The 23084-nt window shown below is 68.2% G+C and carries 24 protein-coding genes; 8 read left to right on the top strand and 16 right to left on the bottom strand.

Annotated features, from left to right (window positions below; genetic code table 11):
- Positions 1 to 22 precede the first annotated feature (22 nt).
- From rsfS to proB, 4 genes are all read right to left on the bottom strand, one after another.
- Positions 23 to 379 (bottom strand): ribosome silencing factor, encoded by a 357-nt coding sequence (gene rsfS / locus VGN82_RS09925; protein ID WP_327526843.1) that lies wholly within the window; start codon positions 377 to 379, stop codon positions 23 to 25.
- 124 nt (positions 380 to 503) lie between these two features.
- Positions 504 to 1151, bottom strand: coding sequence for a nicotinate-nucleotide adenylyltransferase (locus tag VGN82_RS09930; RefSeq protein ID WP_327526844.1), 648 nt, complete (start codon positions 1149 to 1151; stop codon positions 504 to 506).
- A complete protein-coding gene (locus VGN82_RS09935) occupies positions 1148 to 2449 on the bottom strand; it encodes a glutamate-5-semialdehyde dehydrogenase (RefSeq protein WP_414644260.1) in 1302 nt (433 codons plus the stop codon). The genes VGN82_RS09930 and VGN82_RS09935 overlap by 4 nt, the downstream gene beginning before the upstream one ends.
- 57 nt (positions 2450 to 2506) lie before the next feature.
- Entirely contained in the window at positions 2507 to 3631 is a 1125-nt protein-coding gene (gene proB / locus VGN82_RS09940; RefSeq protein ID WP_327526845.1) for a glutamate 5-kinase, read from the bottom strand.
- 309 nt (positions 3632 to 3940) lie between these two features.
- Here proB and VGN82_RS09945 point away from each other — a divergent pair, with 309 nt between their 5' ends.
- The 6 genes from VGN82_RS09945 (at position 3941) to VGN82_RS09970 (ending at position 8285) form a co-directional block, all read left to right on the top strand.
- Positions 3941 to 4165: a cold-shock protein gene (locus VGN82_RS09945; protein ID WP_327526846.1), complete on the top strand. Its 225-nt coding sequence runs from the start codon at positions 3941 to 3943 to the stop codon at positions 4163 to 4165.
- A gap of 211 nt (positions 4166 to 4376) precedes the next feature.
- Complete coding sequence (rpsU, locus tag VGN82_RS09950) at positions 4377 to 4640, top strand: 30S ribosomal protein S21 (RefSeq protein ID WP_327526847.1); 264 nt, start codon at positions 4377 to 4379, stop codon at positions 4638 to 4640.
- 85 nt (positions 4641 to 4725) lie between these two features.
- Positions 4726 to 5103: a DUF6481 family protein gene (locus VGN82_RS09955; protein ID WP_327526848.1), complete on the top strand. Its 378-nt coding sequence runs from the start codon at positions 4726 to 4728 to the stop codon at positions 5101 to 5103.
- Positions 5104 to 5443: 340 nt separating this feature from the next.
- On the top strand, positions 5444 to 6004 hold the full coding sequence (locus VGN82_RS09960) for a sigma-70 family RNA polymerase sigma factor (RefSeq protein WP_327526849.1): 561 nt from the start codon (positions 5444 to 5446) through the stop codon (positions 6002 to 6004).
- A gap of 81 nt (positions 6005 to 6085) precedes the next feature.
- Positions 6086 to 6763 (top strand): anti-sigma factor family protein, encoded by a 678-nt coding sequence (locus tag VGN82_RS09965; RefSeq protein ID WP_327526850.1) that lies wholly within the window; start codon positions 6086 to 6088, stop codon positions 6761 to 6763.
- Positions 6764 to 6839: 76 nt separating this feature from the next.
- A complete protein-coding gene (locus tag VGN82_RS09970; RefSeq protein WP_327526851.1) occupies positions 6840 to 8285 on the top strand; it encodes a S8 family serine peptidase in 1446 nt (481 codons plus the stop codon).
- A 25-nt stretch (positions 8286 to 8310) separates the two neighbouring features.
- Here VGN82_RS09970 and VGN82_RS09975 read toward each other — a convergent pair whose 3' ends face one another.
- Positions 8311 to 8784, bottom strand: a complete 474-nt coding sequence (locus VGN82_RS09975) for a YybH family protein (protein ID WP_327526852.1) — start codon at positions 8782 to 8784, stop codon at positions 8311 to 8313.
- A gap of 137 nt (positions 8785 to 8921) precedes the next feature.
- Here VGN82_RS09975 and VGN82_RS09980 point away from each other — a divergent pair, with 137 nt between their 5' ends.
- The gene (locus tag VGN82_RS09980; RefSeq protein WP_327526853.1) at positions 8922 to 10076 is read left to right on the top strand and encodes a glycosyltransferase family 4 protein; all 1155 of its coding nucleotides are present in this window, start codon (positions 8922 to 8924) and stop codon (positions 10074 to 10076) included.
- A complete protein-coding gene (locus tag VGN82_RS09985; protein ID WP_327526854.1) occupies positions 10073 to 10756 on the top strand; it encodes a class I SAM-dependent methyltransferase in 684 nt (227 codons plus the stop codon). Before VGN82_RS09980 ends, VGN82_RS09985 begins: the two co-directional genes overlap by 4 nt.
- Before the next feature lie 5 nt (positions 10757 to 10761).
- Here VGN82_RS09985 and VGN82_RS09990 read toward each other — a convergent pair whose 3' ends face one another.
- The 11 genes from VGN82_RS09990 to phnH form a co-directional block, all read right to left on the bottom strand.
- Positions 10762 to 12339: an MFS transporter gene (locus VGN82_RS09990; protein WP_327526855.1), complete on the bottom strand. Its 1578-nt coding sequence runs from the start codon at positions 12337 to 12339 to the stop codon at positions 10762 to 10764.
- A 3-nt stretch (positions 12340 to 12342) separates the two neighbouring features.
- Positions 12343 to 14196 (bottom strand): amidohydrolase, encoded by a 1854-nt coding sequence (locus VGN82_RS09995; protein ID WP_327526856.1) that lies wholly within the window; start codon positions 14194 to 14196, stop codon positions 12343 to 12345.
- Positions 14197 to 14406: 210 nt separating this feature from the next.
- On the bottom strand, positions 14407 to 15057 hold the full coding sequence (locus tag VGN82_RS10000; RefSeq protein ID WP_327526967.1) for a hydrolase: 651 nt from the start codon (positions 15055 to 15057) through the stop codon (positions 14407 to 14409).
- A gap of 167 nt (positions 15058 to 15224) precedes the next feature.
- The gene (locus VGN82_RS10005; RefSeq protein ID WP_327526857.1) at positions 15225 to 16730 is read right to left on the bottom strand and encodes a methyl-accepting chemotaxis protein; all 1506 of its coding nucleotides are present in this window, start codon (positions 16728 to 16730) and stop codon (positions 15225 to 15227) included.
- A 147-nt stretch (positions 16731 to 16877) separates the two neighbouring features.
- Positions 16878 to 17576, bottom strand: coding sequence for a DUF1045 domain-containing protein (locus VGN82_RS10010; protein WP_327526858.1), 699 nt, complete (start codon positions 17574 to 17576; stop codon positions 16878 to 16880).
- A complete protein-coding gene (locus VGN82_RS10015; protein WP_327526859.1) occupies positions 17573 to 18712 on the bottom strand; it encodes an alpha-D-ribose 1-methylphosphonate 5-triphosphate diphosphatase in 1140 nt (379 codons plus the stop codon). The genes VGN82_RS10010 and VGN82_RS10015 overlap by 4 nt, the downstream gene beginning before the upstream one ends.
- Positions 18712 to 19410 (bottom strand): phosphonate C-P lyase system protein PhnL, encoded by a 699-nt coding sequence (gene phnL / locus VGN82_RS10020; protein WP_327526860.1) that lies wholly within the window; start codon positions 19408 to 19410, stop codon positions 18712 to 18714. The genes VGN82_RS10015 and phnL overlap by 1 nt, the downstream gene beginning before the upstream one ends.
- A gap of 222 nt (positions 19411 to 19632) precedes the next feature.
- Entirely contained in the window at positions 19633 to 20439 is an 807-nt protein-coding gene (gene phnK / locus VGN82_RS10025; protein ID WP_327526861.1) for a phosphonate C-P lyase system protein PhnK, read from the bottom strand.
- Positions 20436 to 21362 (bottom strand): alpha-D-ribose 1-methylphosphonate 5-phosphate C-P-lyase PhnJ, encoded by a 927-nt coding sequence (locus VGN82_RS10030; protein WP_327526862.1) that lies wholly within the window; start codon positions 21360 to 21362, stop codon positions 20436 to 20438. The genes phnK and VGN82_RS10030 overlap by 4 nt, the downstream gene beginning before the upstream one ends.
- Positions 21359 to 22483, bottom strand: coding sequence for a carbon-phosphorus lyase complex subunit (locus tag VGN82_RS10035; protein WP_327526863.1), 1125 nt, complete (start codon positions 22481 to 22483; stop codon positions 21359 to 21361). The genes VGN82_RS10030 and VGN82_RS10035 overlap by 4 nt, the downstream gene beginning before the upstream one ends.
- Entirely contained in the window at positions 22483 to 23082 is a 600-nt protein-coding gene (gene phnH / locus VGN82_RS10040) for a phosphonate C-P lyase system protein PhnH (protein ID WP_327526864.1), read from the bottom strand. Before phnH ends, VGN82_RS10035 begins: the two co-directional genes overlap by 1 nt.
- Positions 23083 to 23084 lie beyond the last annotated feature (2 nt).

Raw genomic sequence — 23084 nt, forward strand, 5'->3', positions numbered from 1 at the left:
CGCCCAGGCTCGCGCCTGGTCGTCAGCTGACCAGACGTTCGTTCGGCCTGTCGGCGCCCCACATCTTCTCGAGATTGTAGAACTGGCGCACTTCCGGCCGGAAGACGTGGACGATGATGTCGCCGGTGTCGATCAGCACCCAGTCGCAGGCCGGCATGCCCTCGACCTTGGGCGCCGGCAGGCCGGAATTCTTGATCGCCTCGATCAGAGCATCGGCGATGGAGGCGACGTGACGGTTCACACGGCCCGAAGCGATGATCATCGCATCCGCCAGAGAGGTCTTGCCGACCAGGTCGATGACCGTGACGTCTTCGGCCTTCATATCTTCGAGAACGTGCAGTGCGAGGGCTACGCTGTCGGCAGAGGGGTTCTCCGACACAGCGGCGTTGGGAAGCGGCTTCGGCTCGGCTTCGCCAAGGGTTGAACGGTTCAGTTCCGTATCCTCACATGTTCGACGCGCTCACGGCGCGACTATGTAAAAATACCCCGGATCGGCCCAAAATTCAATCGCGTTCGGCCTGTTCGCGCAACATCGTCGACGACAGATCCGAGCGCCGGCCATGCAGGAATATCCAGGCCGGAGGCTTCGTGCGGGCGAGCGCGGCGCCCTGACTCTCCGAAATTCGCCAACGTGACAACCAGTTGGCGGCAGGCGACGCGACCGAGCTATGGGTCGATCCGGGCCGGTCGATCACCGCGATCGGCATCATCCGGGCGATGGCCCGCCACTCGTTCCAGCGGTGGAAGCTGGCGAGATTGTCGGAGCCCATGATCCAGACGAAATTCACGCCCGGGCAGCGCCGCTTCAGCGCCCGCAGAGTGTCCGCGGTGTAGCGGGTGCGCAGCTTCGCCTCGATGCCGGTGACATGGATGCGCGAATGGTCAGCGAGCTTGCGGCTGAACCGAATACGCTCCGCCAGAGAGGGCAGGGCGGTATTGTCCTTCAGCGGGTTGCCGGGCGTGACCAGCCACCAGACGCGGTCGAGCTGGAGCCGACGCAGTGCCGTCAGGCTGGCCATGCGGTGGCCGTCATGGGCCGGGTTGAAGGTGCCGCCGAACAGCCCGATGCGCAGCCCGGGAGCATGCGGGGGCAGCCGCAGATGGTCCGTCGTCACGGGAGGAGTGCGCGTCGCCGCGGGATCATATGTCACGGTCGGATCTGGCCGTTGCCATGGACGCGATACTTGAAGGAGCAGAGCTGCTCGACGCCGACCGGCCCACGCGCATGCATGCGGCCGGTGGCGATGCCGATCTCCGCGCCGAAGCCGAATTCCCCGCCGTCGGCGAACTGGGTCGAGGCGTTGTGCAGCACGATCGCCGAATCGACCTCCGCCAGGAAGCGCGCGGCGGCTACCTCTTCGGCGGTGACGATCGCATCGGTATGATGCGAGCCGTAACGCTCGACATGGGCGATGGCCTCATCGAGCCCCGCGACGACCTTCACGGCGATGATCCGGTCGAGATACTCCGTCGCCCAGTCCTCCTCGCTCGCCGGCGTGGTGCGGGCGTCGGCCGCCTGCGTCTCGCCGTCGCCGCGCACCGCGCAGCCGGCGTCGAGCAGGGCCGTGACGAGCGGGCGCAGATGCGTCTGCGCGCAGGCCCGGTCGACCAGCAGGGTCTCGGCCGAGCCGCAGACGCCGGTGCGTCGGAGCTTGGCGTTGAGGACAATCTCGCGCGCCATGGCGAGATCAGCCGCGGCGTGGACATAGACATGACAGTTGCCGTCCAGGTGGGCGAAGACCGGCACCCGGGCGTCGCTCTGGACGCGAGCGACCAGGCTCTTGCCGCCGCGCGGCACGACGACGTCGATATTGCCGTCGAGGCCCTTCAGGATCTCGCCGACGGCGGCACGGTCCCGCGTCGGCACCAGCTGGATCGCGTCGCTCGGCAGGCCGGCGTTCTCCAAGCCCTCACGCAGGGCGACGGCGATTTCGGTCGCGGTGCGGAAGCTGTCCGAGCCGGCGCGCAGGATCGCGGCATTGCCGCTCTTGAGACATAGCGCGCCGGCATCGGCGGTGACGTTCGGGCGGCTCTCGAAGATCACTGCGATGACGCCGAGCGGCGTTGCGACGCGCTCGAAGCGCAGGCCGTTGGGCTGCGTCCACGAAGCCAGAACCCGGCCCAACGGGTCGGGCAGGCCGGCGACGCTGGCGACGGCCGTCGCGACATCGTCGAGCCTGCCGGCGTCGAGCAGCAACCGGTCGATGAAGGCCGCGTTCTGGCCGGCGGCGCGGGCCTCGGCGAGGTCCAGCGCATTGGCCGCCAGGATCGGGCCGGCGCGGTCGCGCAGGCTTGCGGCCATGGCCCGGAGTGCGGCGTTGCGTCGCGCCTCCGGTGCAAGCGCGATCAGCCGCGCGGCAGCGCGGGCGCGCCGTCCCAGGGCCCGCATCTGCGTGGAGACGTCGCCAGCCGCGTCGTCCATGCGGGCCTCGCTGCCTGTCGAGACCATGCGGCGCGCGCTATCGCTCGTCATTTCCACCCTGCCAAACGCCATTGCGGTGCAACCCTAGCCGACGCCGAGCGCCATGTCGTCCCGGTGGATCATTTCGGCGCGGCCGGGATAGCCGAGGATCGCCTCGATGTCGCGCGAAGCCTTGCCGAGAACGAGGCCGGCCTCGCTGGCATCATAGGCGACGAGCCCGCGGCCAAGCACGCGGCCTTCTGGGTCGCGGATCAGCACGGCGTCGCCGCGGGCGAAGTCACCCTCGATCCGGCTGACTCCGACCGGCAGGAGGCTCGCGCCACCACGTAGCGCGCGGGCCGCGCCGGCGTCGACGTGAAGCGCCCCGCGCGGCTCGAGCGAGCCGGCGATCCAGGTCTTGCGCGCGGTCGCAGGTGTCGACGCGGTGAGGAACCAGGTGCAGCGCCCGCCGGCCATGATGGCGCCGAGCGGGTTCTTCGGCCGGCCGTCGGCGATCAGCATATGGGTGCCGCCGGCGGCTGCGATCTTGCCGGCTTCGATCTTGGTGCGCATGCCGCCGCGCGAGAGCTCGGACGCTGCCCCGCCCGCCATCGCGTCGATCTCGGGCGTGATCTTCTCGACCAGCGGGATATGCCGCGCCTGCGGATCGCGGGCGGGCGGGGCGGTGTAAAGGCCGTCGATGTCGGAGAACAGAACGAGCAGGTCGGAGCCTGCCATGGTGGCGACGCGGGCAGCGAGCCGGTCATTGTCGCCATAGCGGATCTCGCTGGTCGCGACCGTGTCGTTCTCGTTGATGACGGGAATCGCGCGCAGGTCGAGCAGCCGGCCGAGCGTGGCGCGGGCATTGAGATAGCGTCGCCGCTCCTCGGTGTCCGCCAGCGTCAGCAGGATCTGCCCGGCGGTCAGGCCGTGATGGCCGAGCGCCTCCGACCAGGTTCGTGCCAAAGCGATCTGGCCGACCGCAGCGGCGGCCTGGCTTTCCTCTAGGCGCAGCGGCCCGGAGGGCAGGCCCAGGACCGTGCGGCCAAGCGCGATCGCGCCCGAGGAGACGACGAGGACATCGGCGCCGCGCTGATGCAGTTCGGCGAGATCCTCGGCCAGCGCCGCGAGCCAGGCCTGGCGCAGGCGGCCCCGCCCGCGATCGACGAGCAGACTCGAGCCGACCTTGACGACGATGCGGCGGAACTGGTTCAGCGAGGGCGTCTGCACGGGCGAGGACGTCTGCACGGGTAGGGAACGGACGGGTTGGCGATCTCGAAGGCAGCCTGTTGGCGAAAAGCGCGTCATTGTAAAGCGTCTGAACCGTGTGGCCGCCGCGCGCGGCCTGCATTCGCGCGGCGGTTGCATTGACAATGAGGTTTCGAGCGCCCATATGGGGTGGGTCGATATTTGGGCCGAGCGACTTGGCCTCGTGAACGACTTGGCCCTGCGCATGTGCAATGCGCCTGCTGATGACCTTCCCGGTAAAATTCGAATATGCCGGCGCGTGAACTCCTTCGCGCGCCCCACAATAATGCCGTGAAAGGGTTCGTCATGAGCGTCGGTACAGTCAAGTGGTTCAATTCGACCAAGGGTTTCGGTTTCATTCAGCCGGATGATGGTGGCCAGGACGTGTTCGTCCACATCAGCGCCGTCGAGCGCGCTGGCATGCGGGATCTCAGGGAAGGTCAGAAGATCTCCTTTGAGCTGACGCAGGACAAGCGTTCGGGTAAGATGTCGGCCGACCAGCTCCGCGCCGAGTGAGACGGAAGCCGCGTCGGCGGGCATTGAGATCAGGCAGGGCGACCACGGATGTACTGGCGCCCGCCATTTCAACGCCTCGATGACGCGGCGCGACGAAGGGTCGGGAATTATGCCCGGCCCTTTTTTCTTCCTGGCTGTTTGAGTTTCGCAGCGGCTTTCCGAGAGCCGGTGCGCACTTTTCGGGCCGATACTCTAACCGCAGGAGAGACACATGCAGGTTCTCGTTCGCGACAATAATGTCGACCAGGCCCTCCGGGTACTGAAGAAGAAGATGCAGCGTGAAGGCGTGTTCCGCGAGATGAAGCGGCGTTCGGCATATGAGAAGCCGTCCGAGAAGCGCGTTCGCGAGAAGGCCGATGCCATCCGCCGTGCGCGCAAGGTCGCCCGCAAGCAGATGCAGCGCGAAGGCCTGATCGCCGCGCCGAAGCCCAAGCCCAGGCCGGTACGCGCTGGAAGCGCATCCGCGCCGCGCTGAATTCGATACCCACCGGGCGCATTTTGGATTATTGCGCCCACGCGGGCCGACATCGCGCCCGTGACAACCCGAGAGAAGGCAACCCTTGAAGAACCCGAACGACCGCAGCTTCACTGATCGTCAGGCCAATTCGGCAGCCGCCAAGAAGGCGCTCCTCGAGCGATTCAAGGCAAGGCCCGGTCCGGATGACCCGATCATGCAGCAGCGACGCGCGGAACGCGAGGCCATCGCCGCAGCCCGCGCCGAGCGCGAGGCCGAGAAGGCCGCAATCCGCGCCGAGCAGGAGCGCCTCGCCGAGATCGAGCGTGCCCGCATCGCCGAGGAAGAGCGCATCGCCGAGCTGGCGCGCGAAGCCGCGCGCAAGGCCGAGCAGGCCAAGCGCGATGCCGAGCGCCCGCGCAAGGTGCTGCTCGAGGCCGTCCAGTACATGCAGATGCGCTCTGCCGGCAAAGGCCGCCGCTGACCTCCCGACACCGGGGGCGGTTGCTCCCGTTGCCTTGCCTGCCGCCCGTGTTGCCGCTTCACCCTGGCGCACGGAGCGGTGGCGCTGCGTTTGCCTGGCGGCCTAGCCGTCGCGGCGCCCGCCGCTGAAAACCACCATGAACGCCCCGATATCGACGCTGGCGCAGGATCGCCGGCGCGTTTTCGCATGTTCCGACGGCATCGGCGTCACTTCCGGTTGACCATCGCTGGCGATGACGTATGGAAAGTCGCCGCAGCCCGAATTATTTCGCTGCCGGTTGAACCTTTTCCATGCTCGCTGCGACCATCCCTTGCGAGCCGGATGTCAGGCCTCGAGGGCAATGCATACGGAATCGGACGAAGAACTCGTCAAGCGCATCGCCGGGGGCGAACGGCTCGCAATGAAGGTGCTGTTTTCGCGGCACCAGACGCGGGTTTATCGCTTCTCGCTGCGGCTGTTGCGCGACGAGACGATGGCGGAGGATGTGACCGGTGACGTCTTCATGGATCTCTGGCGGCAGGCCGACCGCTTCGAGGGACGTTCCTCGGTCACGACTTGGCTGCTCACGATCGCGCGTAACAAGTCCTATTCGGCCTTGCGCAAGCGCCGCGACGCCGGCCTCGACGACGAATTCGCCGAAAGCATCGAGGACGAGGCCGACGACCCCGAGGTCGTCATGCAGAAGCAGGACAAAGGTCTCGCCATCCGCGCCTGCCTCGGTCAGCTCTCCCGCGAGCATGCGGAAGTCATCGACCTCGTCTATTATCACGAAAGCTCCGTCGAGGAGGTCGCGAAAATCGTCGGCATTCCCGAGAACACGGTCAAGACGCGACTTTTCCATGCCCGCAAGAAGCTGGGCGAGCTGCTCAAGACCGCCGGGATCGACCGGGGATGGCCGTAAGGCCGATCCGAGCCTGAACCCGCCTCGTCGCGTTCCGTCGATGCCTTGCCGCCATCAATCGAGCCGTTCTGGAGCTCAGTCATGACCGACGCCATCGCGACCGATCCGAAGCGCGCGGAACTCGAACTGCTGCTGCCGTTCTATGCCAATGGCCGGATCTCGGCTGCCGACAAGGCTCGCATCGAGGCGGCTCTGGCCACTGATCCGGAGCTCGCCCAGCGGCTCGACATCATCCGCGACGATATGGCCGAGACGACGCTGTTCAACGAGAGCCTTGGAGCGCCGTCGCCGCGCGCCCTCGACCGGCTGATGGCCGGGATGGAGGCAGAGCCGCGCAAAGTCGGCCTGCTCGCGGCCGCCAAGGGTGGCTTCATGAGCCGCCTGGGTAACCTGCTCGCGTCTCAGCCGCCGCGCCGGCTGGCCTGGGCGGGAGCTGCGGCCTGCGCGCTGATCGCGATCCAGGGCGCGGCGCTGACCAGCATCGCCCTGCGCGACCGGACCGGCTTCGAGACGGCTTCGGCGCCCTCGCAATCTTCCGAGCGCTATGTGCTGCTGAGCTTCGCCACGGATGCGCGTGCCGGCGATATCGCTTCCTTCTTCAAGCGCTTCGACGCCTCGGTCGTCGATGGCCCCCGTGCCAACGGCTACTTCAAGGTCCGCGTCGGCGATGCCTCGCTGACACAGGCGCAACTCGACGCGATCGCGGCGCGGATGAAGGCGGAGGCCGCGATCGTCAGGTTCGTCGCGCCGGCGCCGTGACGGCGCCGGGCCGGTGACGGACGGTCACCATTCTGGTAAGCCGTCGCTGCATCCGATCATATCGGGAGAGCGCATCATGACGTTGCCCCGCCATCTCGCCTGTCTTCGCGCTGCCTCGGCCCTGCGGCTGGCCGGCGGGGGCTGCGTCGCCCTGATGCTCGCGCTGGCTCCTGCTTCTGCCCAGCAACCCGGTCCGGGGGGCGGCAATACGCCTCCCGCCGGTTCGTCGGGCCAGACCCGAACGATCACCGTGCCGCCGCCGGCATGGCAATTCCCGTTTGGGCCGCAGCGTTCGCGCACCGTCGTCCCGGCTGCCGACGAGAACCGTTTCGTTCCCGGCGAGATCCTGTTCGAGCTCGCTCCCGATGCCCAGGCCGACACCGTGCTGCGGCGCTATGGCGCGACATTGATCACCAGTCGGAGGGTCGAGCTCGCCGGGACCACGATCATCCGCGCCCGGCTGGAAGCGGGCCGCGACCTGCGCGCCGTGCTGACGCAGATGGCCGACGACAACGCTATCGCCGGCGCGCAGCCGAACTTCACCTACGAACTCCAGCAGGAGATGGCGCAGCAGGTCAGCACGACCGCTTCCGGCGGAGCAGGGACCGGCGTGCCGACGCTGCGGCTGTCGGACCCCGCCGCCGTTCGGGCGACGCCGGCACCGCGTCGCGAACTGCCGCCGCAATATGTCGTCGACAAGCTGAGGCTCGGCGATGTCCACAAGCTCGCGCGTGGCAATGCGGTCCGCGTCGCCGTGATCGATTCCGGCGTCGACGTCAGCCATCCCGAGCTGCGAGGGGCGGTCACGGGTCTCTACGACGCGCTCGGCGAAGAATTCATCCCGCATGCGCATGGCACCGCGATGGCTGCGGCGATGGTCGCACAGGGGCAGTTGCAGGGCGTGGCGCCGGCAGCCCGCCTTTTGGTGGCACGGGCCTTTTCGGGCCGGGCCAGCTCGGCTTCGGCCAGCGGCACGAGCCTGCACATCATCGCGGCACTCGAATGGGCCGTGAACCAGGGCGCCCGCGTGATCAATCTGAGCTTTGCCGGCCCTGAAGACCGGCTGCTGTCGCGGGGCCTCGCCGGGGTCGCGGCCAAGGGCGTGATCGCGGTCGCTGCCGCCGGGAATGGCGGACCCGGCGCTGCGCCGCTCTATCCGGGCGCCGACGCGAATGTGATCGCGGTCACCGCCACCGATGCCGACGACAAGATCTTCGCACGGGCCAATCGCGGGGCCTATGTCGCGGTCGCGGCGCCGGGCGTCGACGTGCTCGCGGCCGAGCCGCAGGGGCGCTACGCCTTCTCGTCCGGCACGTCCATCGCAGCCGCCCATGTTTCCGGGCTGGTCGCTCTGGTGCTGGAAAAGCGGCCGGATCTCGATCCGGCCGGCATGCGCCGGCTGCTGACCGAAAGTGCGATTGATCTCGGCTCGAGGGGGCGCGATCCCGTCTATGGCGCCGGCCGCATCGATGCCCCCGCGGCGCTGGCGCGCGCCCTGCCGGTCACCGCTTCGCGGCCTTGAAGGCTGCGGATCGGGACGTGGGCCCCTAGGTTCGACTTGTCGCGTTGGCGTCGCCATCGACGCGCTGCACCGGTTCGGCTTGCCGTTCCAGCCGGTTGGCGTGGCGGTGCAGCAGCCGCCAGCCACCCTCCTCGAAGCGGAAGATGTGGGTGACCCGGTTGGTCCATTGCGTCGGCTTCTCCATGCCGGGAAGCGTCACGTTGAAGGTCTCGATGTCGGTCGTGTAGGCGAGTTCGGTTCCGACGATGGTCGTGAGATTGCTGTGGCTTACGGTGCCGCCCCTGAACTGCTGTCCGGCCCAGTCCCAGCGCTTGGAGATGTCGCTCCAGCCCTTCTCGTAGCCGCCCCAGCCATACATGCTGGTCGCGTCGTCGGCATGCGAGCAGATGGCCTTGATCGGCCCGACATCGCCATTGGCGACATGAGCGAGCGCCGCACGCAGTCTGGCCACGGCCGACGGGAAGGCTTCCAGCGGCGATCGGCTCGAAGATCGGTCCATCTCTGTCTCCACCCCGATCGAAGCCTAGCACGTCGGCGGCCCGATGCATCAAGGCGTGGTGTCAAACGCCTGTCCTGGCGGGCTTTCGATGCAGCCGCCGCTTGACCTTCGGCGCCGCATCGGACTGATGTCGCGCCATGCCCCGACCGAAACTTCTCTTCGTCGCGACTGAGGACTGGTTCTTCGCTTCGCATTTCCTGCCAATGGCGCGGGCTGCGCGCGAGCTCGATTTCGATGTCGCGGTGATCGCGCGTGAACGGCATCACCGCCGCGTCATCGAGGCGACAGGCGCCCGGCTGATCGCGCTTGAGGCGGAGCGCCGCAGCCTCGATCCGCGGGCACTGTTTCGCCAGGTGTTGGCGCTGAGACGGCTGATCGAGGCAGAACGGCCAGACGTCCTGCACTGCATCGCGCTGAAGCCGATCGCGCTCGCCGGGCTGGCCGGCAAGCTCGCCGGCGTCGATCGACGGGTCTACGCGCTGACGGGCCTCGGCTTCCTCGGGGCCAGGCAGGACGCGCTCGCGGCTGCGGCAAGGTTGGCGGCGACGACATGGCTGCGAGGGGCGATCGACGGGCCGCAGGTCCGCTTCCTGTTCGAGAACCCGGACGACCCAGTCACGCTCGGTCTCGACCCGCAGGACGCCAGCAAGGTGGCGATCGTCGGCGGTGCGGGCGTCGATCCCTTGATCCTGATGCCGGAGCCGATGCCGGCGACGCCGCCGCTCAAGGTCGCGCTGGTCGCCCGCATGCTCTGGTCCAAGGGGGTCGACCTCGCGGTCGAGGCGGTCAAGCTGGCGCGGGCGGAAGGGGCGCGGGTCGAACTCACCATTCATGGCGCGCCCGATCCCTCCAACCCCAAGGCGATCCCCGAGGACACGCTGAAGCAGTGGGCGTCGCGACCCGGCATCACCTGGGCCGGGCCGACGCGCGACATCGAGGGCGTCTGGCGCCGACATCACCTCTGCATCCTGCCCTCGCGCGGTGGCGAGGGCTTGCCGCGCACCATCCTGGAGGCCGCAGCCTGCGGCAGGCCGATCCTGACGACCGACGTTCCCGGCTGCCGCAGCTTCGTGCGCGACGGGCAGGACGGCATGGTGGTGCCGGTGGACGATGCCGCCGCCCTCGCCCAGGCGCTGATCACGCTGTCGCGAGCCCCGGCGCTGGCTGAGCGGATGGGCGCCAGCGCTCGGGCCAGGTTGATCGACGGGCATACCGAGCGCGACGTCATGAATGCGGTCAAGGCGCTCTATCGCAGCCTGCTCAGCCGACCGACCACGGATGTCGCGGCATGAGCGCGCCCGTCGCCTTGCTGGACAGGCGCGGCTTCATCCTGGAGCACACGACGCTCCTGCCGGTGCCGCATGCTCCTGAGATCAGCCTTCATGTCGCGCAGGAGGCGACGGAACTCTGGCAGAAGACCGAGGACGAGTTGGCGACGATCGGCCTGCCGCCGCCCTTCTGGGCCTTCGCCTGGGCCGGCGGTCAGGCGCTGGCGCGCTACCTGCTCGACGATGCCGCAATCGTGCGGGGCCGGCGCGTGCTGGATTTCGCGAGCGGATCCGGCCTCGTCGGCATTGCCGCGGCGAAGGGAGAAGCAGCCAGCGTCGAGGCATGCGACATCGACGCCTTCGCGGCGGAGGCGATCGCGCTCAACGCCGCCGCGAACGGGGTCGCGGTCACGGTACGGCTCGATGATCTCGTTAGCCGGGACGAAGGCTGGGACGTCGTCTGTGCCGGCGATGTCTGTTACGAGCGGACGATGGCCGAAAGCGTGATCGCCTGGCTGAGCGAGCTTTCGTCACGAGGGACGCAGGTGCTGATCGGCGACCCTGGCCGCAGCTACCTGCCGAAAGACCGGCTGGAACCGCTGGCCAGCTATGCCGTGCCGGTGACGCGCTCGCTGGAGGATGCCGAAATCAAGCACAGCACGGTCTGGCGCCTGAAGCATCGGGCTTCCGCGCAGGCCGGCTGACGCGGTCACCTCGGCTGGATCAGGTGTCGGACGACCGGCGGCTCTGGTCCAAGGTGAAAGGCATGGGCCGCCGCCTGATGCTCACGGTCGGTATGGGTGACGCGCTCGTGCTGGCGCAGATGCTCCAGCCAGCTTTCCAGCACGAAGCTCTCGACCACGATGCCGGGTGCTGCCGCATCCTGCAGGAGATACCAGCCGATTGCGCCGTCGCGCCGCCGGATGCGGCGCATCGGTCGCATCGCGCGGACGAAATCGGCCATGCGCGCGGGATCGACGCGATACTCGATCGTCACCATGACCGGGCCGCGATCGGCTTCGACCGTGCCTTCGACGACCGGGGCGGGCCAGTGCGAGGAGGGTGACAGATCCAGTCCGCTCATCGCTCCGAGCGGATGGCGCGCGGCCAGCGCGAACAGCGCCAGGACCTGTCCGAGCGCGGCCATGCCGAGCGTGACGGGGATGCCGAGCCGGGCCGCCAGCGTCCCCCACAGCGTGGCGCCAAGTGTCATCGCTCCCTGAAAGACCACAAGATAGATCGCCAGTGCGCGGGCCTTCACCCATGCTGGCGAGGAGGCCTGCGCCGCGCCGTTGAGGGCGGACATCATGGCGATCCATGCAAGCCCCGCCAATGCGAGGACGGCGCCCGCCGTCGCGAAGTCGGGCGCGAGCGCGAGCCCGCCCGTTGACAGCGCGAACAGCAGCGAGGCCACGATCGTCATGCGGTTGGCGGAGAGCCTGTCGCGCAGTCGCGGAAGCAGCATGGCGCCCGCGACGGCACCGAGTCCCATCAGGGTCAGCAGCCCGCCATAACCGGCCGGGCCGAGCCCGAGCTCGCGACGGGCGATCAGCGGCAGCAGCGCCCAGAGCGCGCTCGCGAAGAGGAAGAAGCCGGCGCTGCGGATCAGCACGATCTGCAAGGCTGAAGCCTGTGAGGCGTAGCGCGCGCCGGCTCGCAGGGCGCCGAAGAAGTGCTCGGCCGGCAGGCGGGAAGCTCGGGGCTGACGCTGCCAGCGCGCCAGCACCAGGAGAATCCCGAGGAAGGACACGGCGTTCAGGGCGAAGACGGCGGCCGGGCCGGACAGGGCGATGATCAGCCCGCCCAGGGCGGGGCCGATCGCGCGCGCGATGTTGACGCCAAGGCTGTTGAGCGCGACCGCCTGGGGCACCGCGGCCGCGGGCACCAGCTCCGGCACTATCGCCTGGAAGGCAGGGGCCGACAGTGCCGCGCCGGCCGCTATGGCGACCGTGAGAGAGAGCAGCGTGAGCGGACCGGTGAGGCCCGCGAAGGTCGTGGCCGCGAGTGCCGCAGTGGCCGCCAGCCCGCAGAGCTGGGCGCCGATCAGGAGCTTGCGGCGGTCGACGATGTCAGCCAGCGCGCCGCCGGGCAGCGCCAGCAGGAACATCGGCAAGGTCGTCGCGGCCTGGACCAGCGCCACCATCAGCGGGTCCGGCGACAGCGTGGTCATAAGCCAGCCAGCGCCGACATCATGCATCCAGGTACCGATGTTGGAGACGACCGTGGCAATCCAGAGCGCCCGGAAAACCGGATTGCTCAGCGGCGCGGGAGTGGGGGCCTCGCTCATCGTTCAGACCGCCCAGCAGCCGCAGCCAAAGGCACCCCAGAAACTGCGGACGTCCGTCGAGGGCACATCGCTCGCATAGGCCGCCGCATGATCGTGACCATGGACGGCGCAATTGCTGGCACAGCCGCAGGCGGAGGCGAGGCGCAGGCTCGTCCTCGACGGGCGATGATAGCCGCCGAAGGTCGCGACGGGCGACCAGTCGGGCATCGGCCGCGGTAGCTCCGGTGCGAGCGGCGCGTAGTCGTCGCTGCCATGGACGACCTTGCCGCCGAGCAGTGTCAGCACGGATTCGATGTGGACGATCTCGTGGTCGGGTACCACGAAGTAGTCATCCGACAGGACCGCCAGATCGGCGAGCTGGCCGGCCTTGATCTGCCCCTTCTTGCCCTGTTCTCCCGAGAACCAGGTGTTGGCCTCCGTCCAGAGGCGCAGGGCGGTCTCGCGGTCGAGGCGGTTGGCCTGAGGATAGAGCTGCAGCCCGCCAACCGTTCTCGACGTCACCAGCCAGGACAGCGATACCCAGGGATTGTAGCTCGCGACGCGCGTCGCATCGGTTCCGGCGCCGACCGGCACGCCGGCCTCCAGCATGCGCCTGACCGGCGGCGTCCGCTCGGCCGCCCGGGCGCCGTAGCGCTCGACGAAGTACTCGCCCTGATAGGCCATGCGGTGCTGGACAGCGATGCCGCCGCCGAGCGCCGCGATGCGATCGATATTGCGGTCGCTGATCGTCTCGGCATGGTCGAAGAACCAGTGCAGCCCGTCGAACGGCATCTCCCGGTTGACCTTCTCGAAGACGTCGAGCGCGCGGCTGATCGTCTCGTCATAGGTGGCGTGCAGGCGCCAGGGCCAGCGGTTCTCGACGAGCAGGCGGATGACAGGTTCGAGATCGGCTTCCATGTTGGGAGGCATTTCCGGGCGGGCGACCCTGAAATCCTCGAAGTCGGCGGCGGAGTAGACCAGCATCTCGCCGGCGCCATTGTGACGGTAGCTGTCGTCGCCGTCGCCGGGCCTGACCTGCTTCGCCCAGCCGGCGAAATCGGCCAGCTCCTCCTTCGGCTTCTGCGTGAACAGGTTGTAGCTGATGCGCAGGGTCAGATCGCCGTCGCGGTGCAGTTGCTCGATGATCGCGTAGTCGTCCGGATAGTTCTGGAAGCCGCCACCGGCATCGATGACGCCGGTCACCCCGAGGCGGTTCATCTCCCGCATGAAATGCCGGGTCGAGTTGAGCTGGTAGTCGGGCGGCAGCTTCGGCCCCTTGGCCAGGGTCGCGTAGAGGATCGTGGCGTTGGGCCGGGCCAGCAGCAGGCCGGTGGGATTGCCGGCGGCGTCGCGCATGATCTCGCCGCCCGGCGGGTTGGGCGTGTCCTTGGTGTAGCCAACCGCCCGCAGTGCCGCCGCGTTCAGCAACGCGCGGTCGTAGAGATGGAGGATGAAGACCGGTGTGTCGGGGGCCGACGCATTCAGCTCCTCGAGGGTCGGCAGGCGCTTTTCGGCGAACTGATGCTCGGTGAAGCCGCCGACGACCCGGACCCATTGCGGTGCGGGCGTGTTCGCGACCTGCCGCTTCAGCATTGCCATCGCTTCGGCGAGGCTCGGCACCCCGTCCCAGCGCAGCTCCATGTTGTAGTTCAGCCCGCCGCGGATGATGTGCATGTGGCTGTCGATCAGGCCGGGAATGACGCGGCGGCCCTTCACGTCGATGACCTGCGCGCCGGGGTCGGCCGACGCCCGGACCTGCGCCTGCGTGCCGACCGCGAGAAACCGGCCGTCGCGGATCGCGACGGCCTCGGCGACCGGGTTCTGTCGGTCGAGGGTCGTCACCTTCGCATTGACGAGGATCAGGTCCGGGCTCGGCATCGTGTTCCTCCTGGCACCCGAGAGGCGCTATGCATCAGATCGAAGAGCGCAAGCCACGTTTCGGAGAAATCCGATGCGATAACATATGGATTGGTCACGCCTGCAGCGCTCGGCAGGGCGCGCAGCGGTCTCAGCGGCGGCATCGCGCTCGGCCGTCCGTCATCAGCCCGCGGGCGGGGCCGGGTTTTTGGTCGCCCGGCCCGGCGATGATCAGTGACCTTCGGAGGCGCCGAACATGGTCTTTGCGTAGGTGACGCCGAGCCCGTAGGCGCCGCCCCACTTCTTCGCGACGCCCGTGGTCATGTCGTAGGTCTCGGCACGCGCCCAGTCGCGCTGGAGCTCGAGCACGTATTGGAGCGAGGTCATCGGCCGGGCGCCGAGCTGGATCATCCGCTCCACCGCGCGCTCATGGGCCTCGGTCGAGATGTCGCCGCAGGCATCGGTGATCACATAGACCTCGAAGCCCTGGTCGACGGCCGAGGCGACGGGGCCGACGATGCAAACCGAGGTCCACAGGCCGGCGAAAACCAGCCTGTCCTTGCCGATGCGGTTGACCTCCTTGATCACGCCTGCGTCCTCCCAGGTGTTCATCGAGGTGCGGTCGAGCAGCGCCTGGCCGGGGAAGGCATCGGTGATCTCGCTGAACATCGGCCCGGAGAAGCTCTTCTCGGCGACCGTGGTCAGGATCGTCGAGACACCGAAGCCGGCGGCTCCGTTCGAGATCAGGGCGGCGTTGTTGCGCAGCAGCGTCGTGTCGATCGACTTGGTCGCGAAGGCCATCTGCGACTGGAAGTCGATCAGGATCAGCGTGTGATCCTTGGGGGAGAGCAGGGTCTTGCCCGGGGTCGGTGTCGCGGTGATGCTCATCTGGGTCTCCGGTTCTGAATCGTTTTCGACAACGCGTGCAGGCGACATGCCACGGCCGCCGCGATCTGGACTGCCCAGTCGTCGCGGCCCCGCCATGTGCCTCCAGTCGCGACCCGGTCCGGCGAGACGATGTCGCCGGGCCGGGCCGAAAGCAAGGTGGTTCAGGCAGCGCGCGAGGAGGGCCGCGCTCCGCGGCTGTCCTGCGTGCGGAAGGTCGAGACCAACTCGTTGAGCTGGGCGATCTGGTCGAGCAGCGTGCGTGCCGAAGCGGCGCTCTGTTCCGCCAGGGCGGCGTTCTGCTGTGTCATGCCATCCATATGCGAGACGGTCTGGCTCATCTCGTCGATGCCGTTCGCCTGTTCGCCGGAAGCACTGGCGATCTCCTCGACCGTGGCGGAGACGCGGGCCGATGCATCGACGATCTGCTCCAGCGTGTCACCGGCCAGGCGGACGAGCTTGACGCCCTCCGTCACCTCGGCATCGGACGAGGCAATCAGCCCGGTGATGTCCTTGGCAGCATCCGACGAGCGCTGGGCGAGCGCGCGCACTTCCGCCGCGACCACGGCGAAGCCGCGCCCGGCCTCGCCGGCGCGGGCGGCCTCCACCGCGGCGTTCAGCGCCAGCAGGTTGGTCTGGAAGGCGATGCCGTCGATGACGCTGGTGATCTCGGAGATCTTCTGCGAAGCCTCCTCGATCCGTGCCATGGCGTCGGTCGCGTCCTTGACGATGGTTCCGCCGGTGCGGGCGATCTTGGTCGCATCATCGGCAAGCGCGACCGAGCGTCGCGAGGATTGCGCCGCGGTCTTGACCGAGGCGGCGAGCTGTTCGGTGGTGGCGGCGCTCTGCTCCAGCGCCGCGGCCTGCTGCTCGGTGCGCAGCGAGAGGTCCTCCGCGCCGCTGTTGATCTCCTGCGACGAGGCAGCGATCGCGACAGAGCTGGATTTGATCGTCGCGATCATGCCTTCCAGCCGGGCCATGGCATCGTTGAAGTTGTCGCGGATCATCCCGTATTCGGCCGGGATGTCCTGGCCGATGCGGAAGGTCAGGTCGCCCTTCGCGAGGGCGGCCATGCCCTCGCTGAGATGGCGCACGGCCTTCTCGCGCTCCGCGGCATTGGCGCGCTCGACGGCGCGGGCCTGTTCCTCGGCCTTGATGCGCGCGGTCTCCGAGGCCTGCAGATAGACCGAGATGGCATAGTCCATGTCGAGCAGGGCCGCCTTGACGAGCGCGCCGACCTCGGCGCTGCGCTCGGCTGCACCCTCGACCTTGCCGCCGAAACGGCCCTTGGGCCAGCGGGCCTCGAGCACGTCCGTGATCAGCTTCTCGAGGAGCAGCGCATAGCCGCCGATGTACCAGCGCGGCTCCAGCCCGATGCGGGCATGGGTCTCGCCGACCTTGGTGACGGCCGCAACATAGTCCTGGTCGAACCGGCCGGCCGCAATCCGTTGCCAGTGCGACACCTGGCGCTGCTTGGCGCCCTCGACATGCTGGGCGCTGCCGAAGAAGCCGCGCGTCTCGGGAAAGGTCGTGATCTGGCGATAGAAGACGTCGAGGGCCCCGGGGAGCGCCTGCACCAGGATGTCGCGGATCCCGCTCAGCTTCTCCTTCGCCTGGGCATCGAACTTGAGGAAGGACAGGCGGTTGTCGAGTTGGTCCGGAGCAGACATGCGTGGTCCCTGGGAAAGGCCGTTCGTGCCGGTGGCGGCGGACTTTCCTAAGGCCGAGAAGGTTAATGACGGCTCACTTCGGCCCGGCCAAAGCACCGGGGAGGGCGCGGCCTGGCGCCCTTGGGCGAGGGCCACAGACTGACCCGGTCAACGGCCAAGCACGAAGCTGTCGAGCAGGCGGAAGCGGCTTGCACGGTCGTCCTGCCGGAACAGGGCCATGCGGTCGATCGCGACCGGCCCGGCCGGGACGGCTTCGGCATGAGCCCGCACCAGAGCCGATTTGATCTGGCCGACCACCTCGGGCTGCAACGAGCCGGTCAGCGTCATGTGAAAGCGGAAGGCGTCGCCGACATAGGGGTAGCCATAGGCTTCGAGATAGGCGCGGTGCGCCGGCGTCAGCGGGCTCGCGAGCCGGCGTTCCAGATCGGCCGCGCTCAGCGGAGCACGGAAGGGCTCGAAGGCCTGGACGATGTCGAAGGCGAGCTTCTGCAGGGCTGTGCTCGGCTCTGCCGGCGTCAGCGCGACGAAGCGGCCGAGCGCGGTCACGGCGAGGCCGGCCAGCGGCACGGCAGAGAGGCCGGCTGCGATCTGATGGGCGAAGGCGCGCAATTGCCCTTCATTGCGACCATTCGCCAGTTCGAACGGCGCCTTCAGCGTGGCGTGAAAGCCGTAGCGCCGAGGCTCGGCGGTGAGGCCCGGCCAGCCGTCGGCATCGCAGCCGGGCGGCACGGCGAAGGCGATATCCTCGCCGGTGAAGGCGTCGTAGCCCAGCGTTGCACCGCCGAACTGCCAGAGCGGGCTGTCGGCGGCGGGTGCGTAATAGATGGCGTAGCGCGGCGTGCTCAAAATGCGCGCTCGCCCTTGGACCAGACGGCGGCAATGACCGGTGTCGGGCCGAGCGTCTTGAACCGGATCAGATCGGCGCGCAGCCCGGTCCGCAGATGGCCGCGATCCTTCAGGCCGAGAATGTCCGCGACCTTCCAGGTGACCATGCCCATGGCCTGCGGCAAGGCGATGCCGTGACCGGTGTGCAGCTTCAGCACCGCCTGGAGCAGGCTCGCCGGGACGTAATCTGACGAGAGCCCGTCGAGCAGGCCCTTCTCGGCGAGCTCGGAGACCGAGACACCGCCGGAATGCGAGCCGCCGCGCACCACGTTTGGGGCGCCGGCGACTGTTGCCAGGCCGTGCTGCTTGGCGACGGCTGCGGCCTCGACCGTGGTCGGGAACTCCGAGATCACCGCGCCGGAGGCGACGCCTTCCTCGACATGCTCGGGGATCGTGTCGTCATGGGTCGCGAGCGGGATGCCACGGGCGCGGAAAATGTCGACCACAGCCTGCCAGTTCTTCGCGACATTGGCGGCACCTTCGCGCTGGCGCACCACGACGTCCTCCTCGAACTCCGCGACAGTCTTGCCGTTGCCGACGGCATAGGTCTTGAGATGCTGGAGATCGCGCCACTGGCGCTGGCCAGGCGTGTGGTCCATGAGCGAGACCAGCTGGACGAGCGCGTCGTCCTGATAGGGTTCGATATCCTCCAGCAGTTGCGGGCTGGTCAGCTCGCAGCGCATGTGAATGCGGTGGTCGATGCGGAAGACGTTCTCGCTCTTGCCATAGGCGAGCGACTTCATGACATCGGCGAAAATGTCCTTGCGGTAATCCTTGGCCGAGAACGGCGTGCCGGCGCAGACCGCGTCATAGACTGTGGTGACGCCGGCTGCCGCCATCTGCGCGTCGTGGACCAGCGCCGCAGCCAGCCCGTTCGGCCAGAAGACCTTGGGCCGCGGCATGAAGTGCTTTTCCATGTTGTCGGTGTGCATCTCGACGAGGCCCGGCGCGACATAGTCGCCGCCGACATCGATTGCGCCTGGTACCGAAGACAGGCCCTGGTCGACGGCCGTGATCCCGGTTCCGTCGAAGGCGATCGTCCCGGTGACGATCTCGTTTTCGAGGATCAGTCTGGCGTTGGTGAGAACGGTCTGCATCAGGCGGCCTTCCGGAAAGCGGTAATGTCGAGATAGCGCGTCGCGACCTTCTCGCGCACGGCCTCGTCGTGGAAGATTCCAACGATCGCGGAGCCCTTTGCACGGGCCTCGGCGATCAGTTCGACGACGACGTCGCGATTGGCCGCGTCGAGCGATGCGGTCGGTTCGTCGATCAACATGATCGGCGAAGGATCGACGAAGGAGCGGGCGATGTTGACGCGCTGCTGCTCGCCGCCGGAGAAGGTGGCAGGAGCGAGGTTCCACAGGCGCTCGGGCAGGTTGAGCCGCGCCAGCATCGCCTTGGCACGCTCACTCGCCTCTTCGGCCGAGGCTCCGCGTGCGAGCAGCGGGTCGCGGACGATGTCGAGTGCCGAGACGCGCGGGATCACCCGCAGGAACTGCGAGACGAAGCCGAGCGTGCGGCGGCGGATGTCGAGCACGGTGCGCGGCACGGCCTGGACGATGTCGATCTGCCGGCCGCCATGGGTGACGTGGATATGCCCCTGCGTCGGCCGGTAGTTTCCGTAGAGGATGCGCAGGAGGCTGGACTTGCCGGCGCCCGATGCTCCGGCGAGCACCAGCGCCTCGCCGGCCTCGACGCTGAAATTGACGTCGTCAAAGACGGGCAGCCGTACCCCGCCCTGATTGTGCAGGGTGAAGGCCTTGGCGACTTTCTCGACGCGAATCATCGTGGTCATGGGGTCAGTGCCTTCTCCGGTCGCGGTGACGCGGATGTGACGGGGAGGGTTCCGATCCGATGCGTCCGGCAGGTCGCCGCGCAGAAGCGAGAGCCGGGGCAATCAGGGTGAGAGCGATACGGTCCAGCTCATGCCCTGGCTTTTGCAGGGCATGATGCGCCTCATCCAAGGCGCACGGAGCGGGCATGGCGAAGCCCGACCACTGTGGCTGGACAAAGCCGCTCATACGCTCAGCACCGCCGAGGTCAGGAGTTGGGTGTAGGCGTGGTGCGGATCGTCGAGGACCTGGTCGGTCAGGCCCTGCTCGACGACATGGCCGTCCTTCATCACCATCAGCCGGTCGGTCAGGAGCCGGGCCACGGCGAGATCATGGGTGACGATGATCGCGGCGAGGCCTAGATCGCGCACCAGCACGCGCAGCAGGTCGAGCAGGCGCGCCTGGACGGAGACGTCCAGCCCGCCGGTCGGCTCGTCCATGAAGACGAGGCGCGGTTCCGAGACCAGCACGCGGGCGATCTGCAGGCGCTGCTGCATGCCGCCGGAGAACTGGCGCGGTCGGTCGTCGATGCGCGAGCCGGCAATCTCGACACGGGCGAGCCAGTCGAGCGCCCGTTCGCGAATCTGGCCGTAATGCCGGTCGCCGCGATCCATCAAACGCTCACCGACATTGCCGCCGGCCGAAACATCCATGCGCAGACCGTCGCGCGGGTTCTGGTGGACGATGCCCCAGGCCGTGCGCATCAGCCGGCGCCGCTCCTGTTCGGGGACCGAATAGATGTCGAGCGGCGCCGACCCGCCGCGGAACAAGACCTCGCCCTCGTCGGGCTGGTCGATGCCGGCGAGGCAGCGCAGCAGCGTCGATTTGCCGGAACCGGATTCGCCGACGATGCCGAGGACCTCGCCCGGCCAGAGGTCGAAGGAGACATCGGCGCAGCCGATGCGCTCGCCATAAAAGCGGCTGACGCCGACGACGGAGAGCAATGGGGCAGGTTCGAGGGCGGTTTCGGGAAATGAGGCGTGCAGGGTCATGACTTGCTCTCCTCGACCAGTCCGCTCGCGGTGGCATCGCCCAGCATGGCGCCGCGGTGGCCGGCCTCGCGGCGGGTCTCGCAGAAGTGGCTGTCCGAGCAGACGAACATGCGCTTGCCCTGATCGTCGATCACGACCTCGTCGAGGTAGGAATCGCTCGCGGCGCAGAGCGCGCAGGGTTCGCTCCAGCTCTGGATGCGGAAGGGGTGGTCCTCGAAATCGAGACTGCGGACTGATGTGTGCGGCGGCAGCGCGTAGATGCGCTTCTCGCGGCCGGCTCCGAAGAGCTGCAGGGCCGGCGACATGTGCATCTTCGGGTTGTCGAATTTCGGGATCGGCGAGGGCGCCATGATGTAGCGGCCGTTGATCATGACCGGATAATCATAGGTCGTCGTGACCTCGCCGAAGCGGGCGATGTTCTCGTAGAGCTTGACCTGCATCAGCCCATACTCGGCCCAGGCGTGCATCTTGCGGGTCTCGGCCTCGCGCGGCTCGAGCTTCCGGAGCGGCTCGGGCTGCGGCACCTGGTAGACGATGACCTGGCCCGCGGTCAGGGCTGCCTCCGGGATGCGATGGCGGGTCTGGATGATGGTCGCCTCGCCCGTCGCCTCGGTGGTGCGGGCGTCCGCGGTCTTCTCGAAGAAGCGGCGGATCGAGACAGCATTGGTGGTGTCGTCGGCGCCCTGGTCGATGACCTTGAGCGTGTCTTCGGGGCCGATGATGGCGGCGGTGATCTGGATGCCGCCGGTGCCCCAGCCGCGGGCGAGCGGCATCTCGCGCGAGCCGAACGGCACCTGATAGCCGGGTACCGCGACGGCCTTGAGCAGGGCGCGGCGGATCATCCGTTTCGTCTGCTCGTCAAGATAGGCGTAGTTGTAGGCCGGTGCGGTGTCGTCGCCCGGCAGGGGCTGATGAATGGTCATTCCGCGGCCTCCGGCAGCTTGTCCGCTTCCCTCGTCAGGCGTTCCTCGCGCTCGCGGTGGATGCGGCGGATCAGTTCGAGCTCGCCCTGGAAGTCGACATAATGCGGCAGCTTCAGATGCTCGACGAAGCCGGCGGCCTCGACATTGTCGGAGTGGTAGAGCACGAACTCGTCCTGCTGGGCCGGGTACTCCGCCGCCTCACCGAATTCCCGGCATTTCAACGCCCGGTCGACCAGCGACATCGACATCGCCTTGCGCTCGCTATGGCCGAAGGCGAGACCGTAGCCGCGGGTGAACTGCGGGGGGACGTCCTTCGAGCCGGCGAACTGGTTGACCATCTGGCATTCGGTCAGCGTGAGGTCGCCGAGGTCGACGGCGAAGCCAAGCTCTTCCGGCACGAACTCCACCGAGACCTCGCCGACACGGATCTCGCCGACGAAGGGGTGGCTGTTGCCGAAGCCGCGCTGGACCGAATAGCCGAGGCCGAGCAGGAAACCCTCGTCGCCGCGCGCCATCGATTGCAGGCGCACGTCGCGCTCGGCCGGGAAGGAGACCGGCTCGCGCGTCAGATCGAAAGGGCGGGGATCGCCCTCGGGCGGGACCTCCGGCTCCATCAGCCCTTCCGCGCCAAGGATGTCGGGCACGCGCGGCATGTGGCTGTCGAGGCGATCTACTGCGGGGGAGGGCGGCTGACTGCTGGTTCCCGATTGTTCGTTATCCATCAGCGCGAAATCGAACAGCCGGTGGGTGTAGTCGTAGGTCGGGCCGAGCACCTGCCCGCCGGGCAGGTCCTTGTAGGTCGCCGAGACGCGGCGGCGGATCGCCATCCGGGCAGTGTCGACCGGTTCCGACGAGCCGAAGCGGGGCAATGTCGTGCGGTAGGCGCGCATCAGGAACGCGGCCTCGATCGCGTCGCCCTGCGCCTGCTTCAGCGCCAGCGCCGCGAGATCGGGATCGTAGAGAGAGCCCTCGTTCATGACACGGGCGCAGGCGAGCCCCTGCTGCTCGCGGATCTGCGCGACAGAGATCTCCGGCACGGATGCGTCGCCGCGGCGCGCCTCGGCAACCAGGTCATGCGTGGCGAGGATCGCGGCCTCGCCGCCCTTGACTGCGACATACATCAGTTGGCCTCCCCGATCCGGGTTGAGCGGGGCAAGCCGACGACCGCGTCGCCCGTGCTCAGCAACAGATCGATGCCGAGCGGATAGCGGGCGTTGTTGGCGGCAACTTCAGCCCAGAAACCGGCATGCAGGCCGCTGGGAGCGATCACGCGGGCACCGGCGATTCCCGGGCCCGTCAGGGTCGTCGCCTCGCCGCCTTCGAGCGCCCCGCATTGCACGATCACCGTCGTCGACCGGTCGGGGAACTGGTCGCTGCCGGCGTCGAAGGCGGACAGCGGCGGCTCCAACGAGAGCCCGTCGATCACGGCGAAGGTTGCCTTGCCCGGCTCGGCCACCAGCGCGGCACCGCAGTGGAAACGCAGCCAGGCTCCGGCCGGCCCGTCCCGCCATGCCGGCGGCAGCCAGATCGGGGTTTCGTAGTCGGCGAGCGTCAGCAGGGCGGTCGCGGTCGCAGCCTGCAAGGCTTCGGGCGGCGTGATCTCGACAGCGACCTGCTGCCTCGTCCCCGGTTCGGACAGCGCCGCCAGCAATGCGCGGAAGGCGCTCTGCGACTGGAAGACGGGGTCCGAGAAGCCAGGGCCGATCAATGTGTCAGTCATCG

It is taken from the genome of Allobosea sp. (genome assembly GCF_035999205.1).
Taxonomy (GTDB): Bacteria; Pseudomonadota; Alphaproteobacteria; order Rhizobiales; family Beijerinckiaceae; genus Allobosea.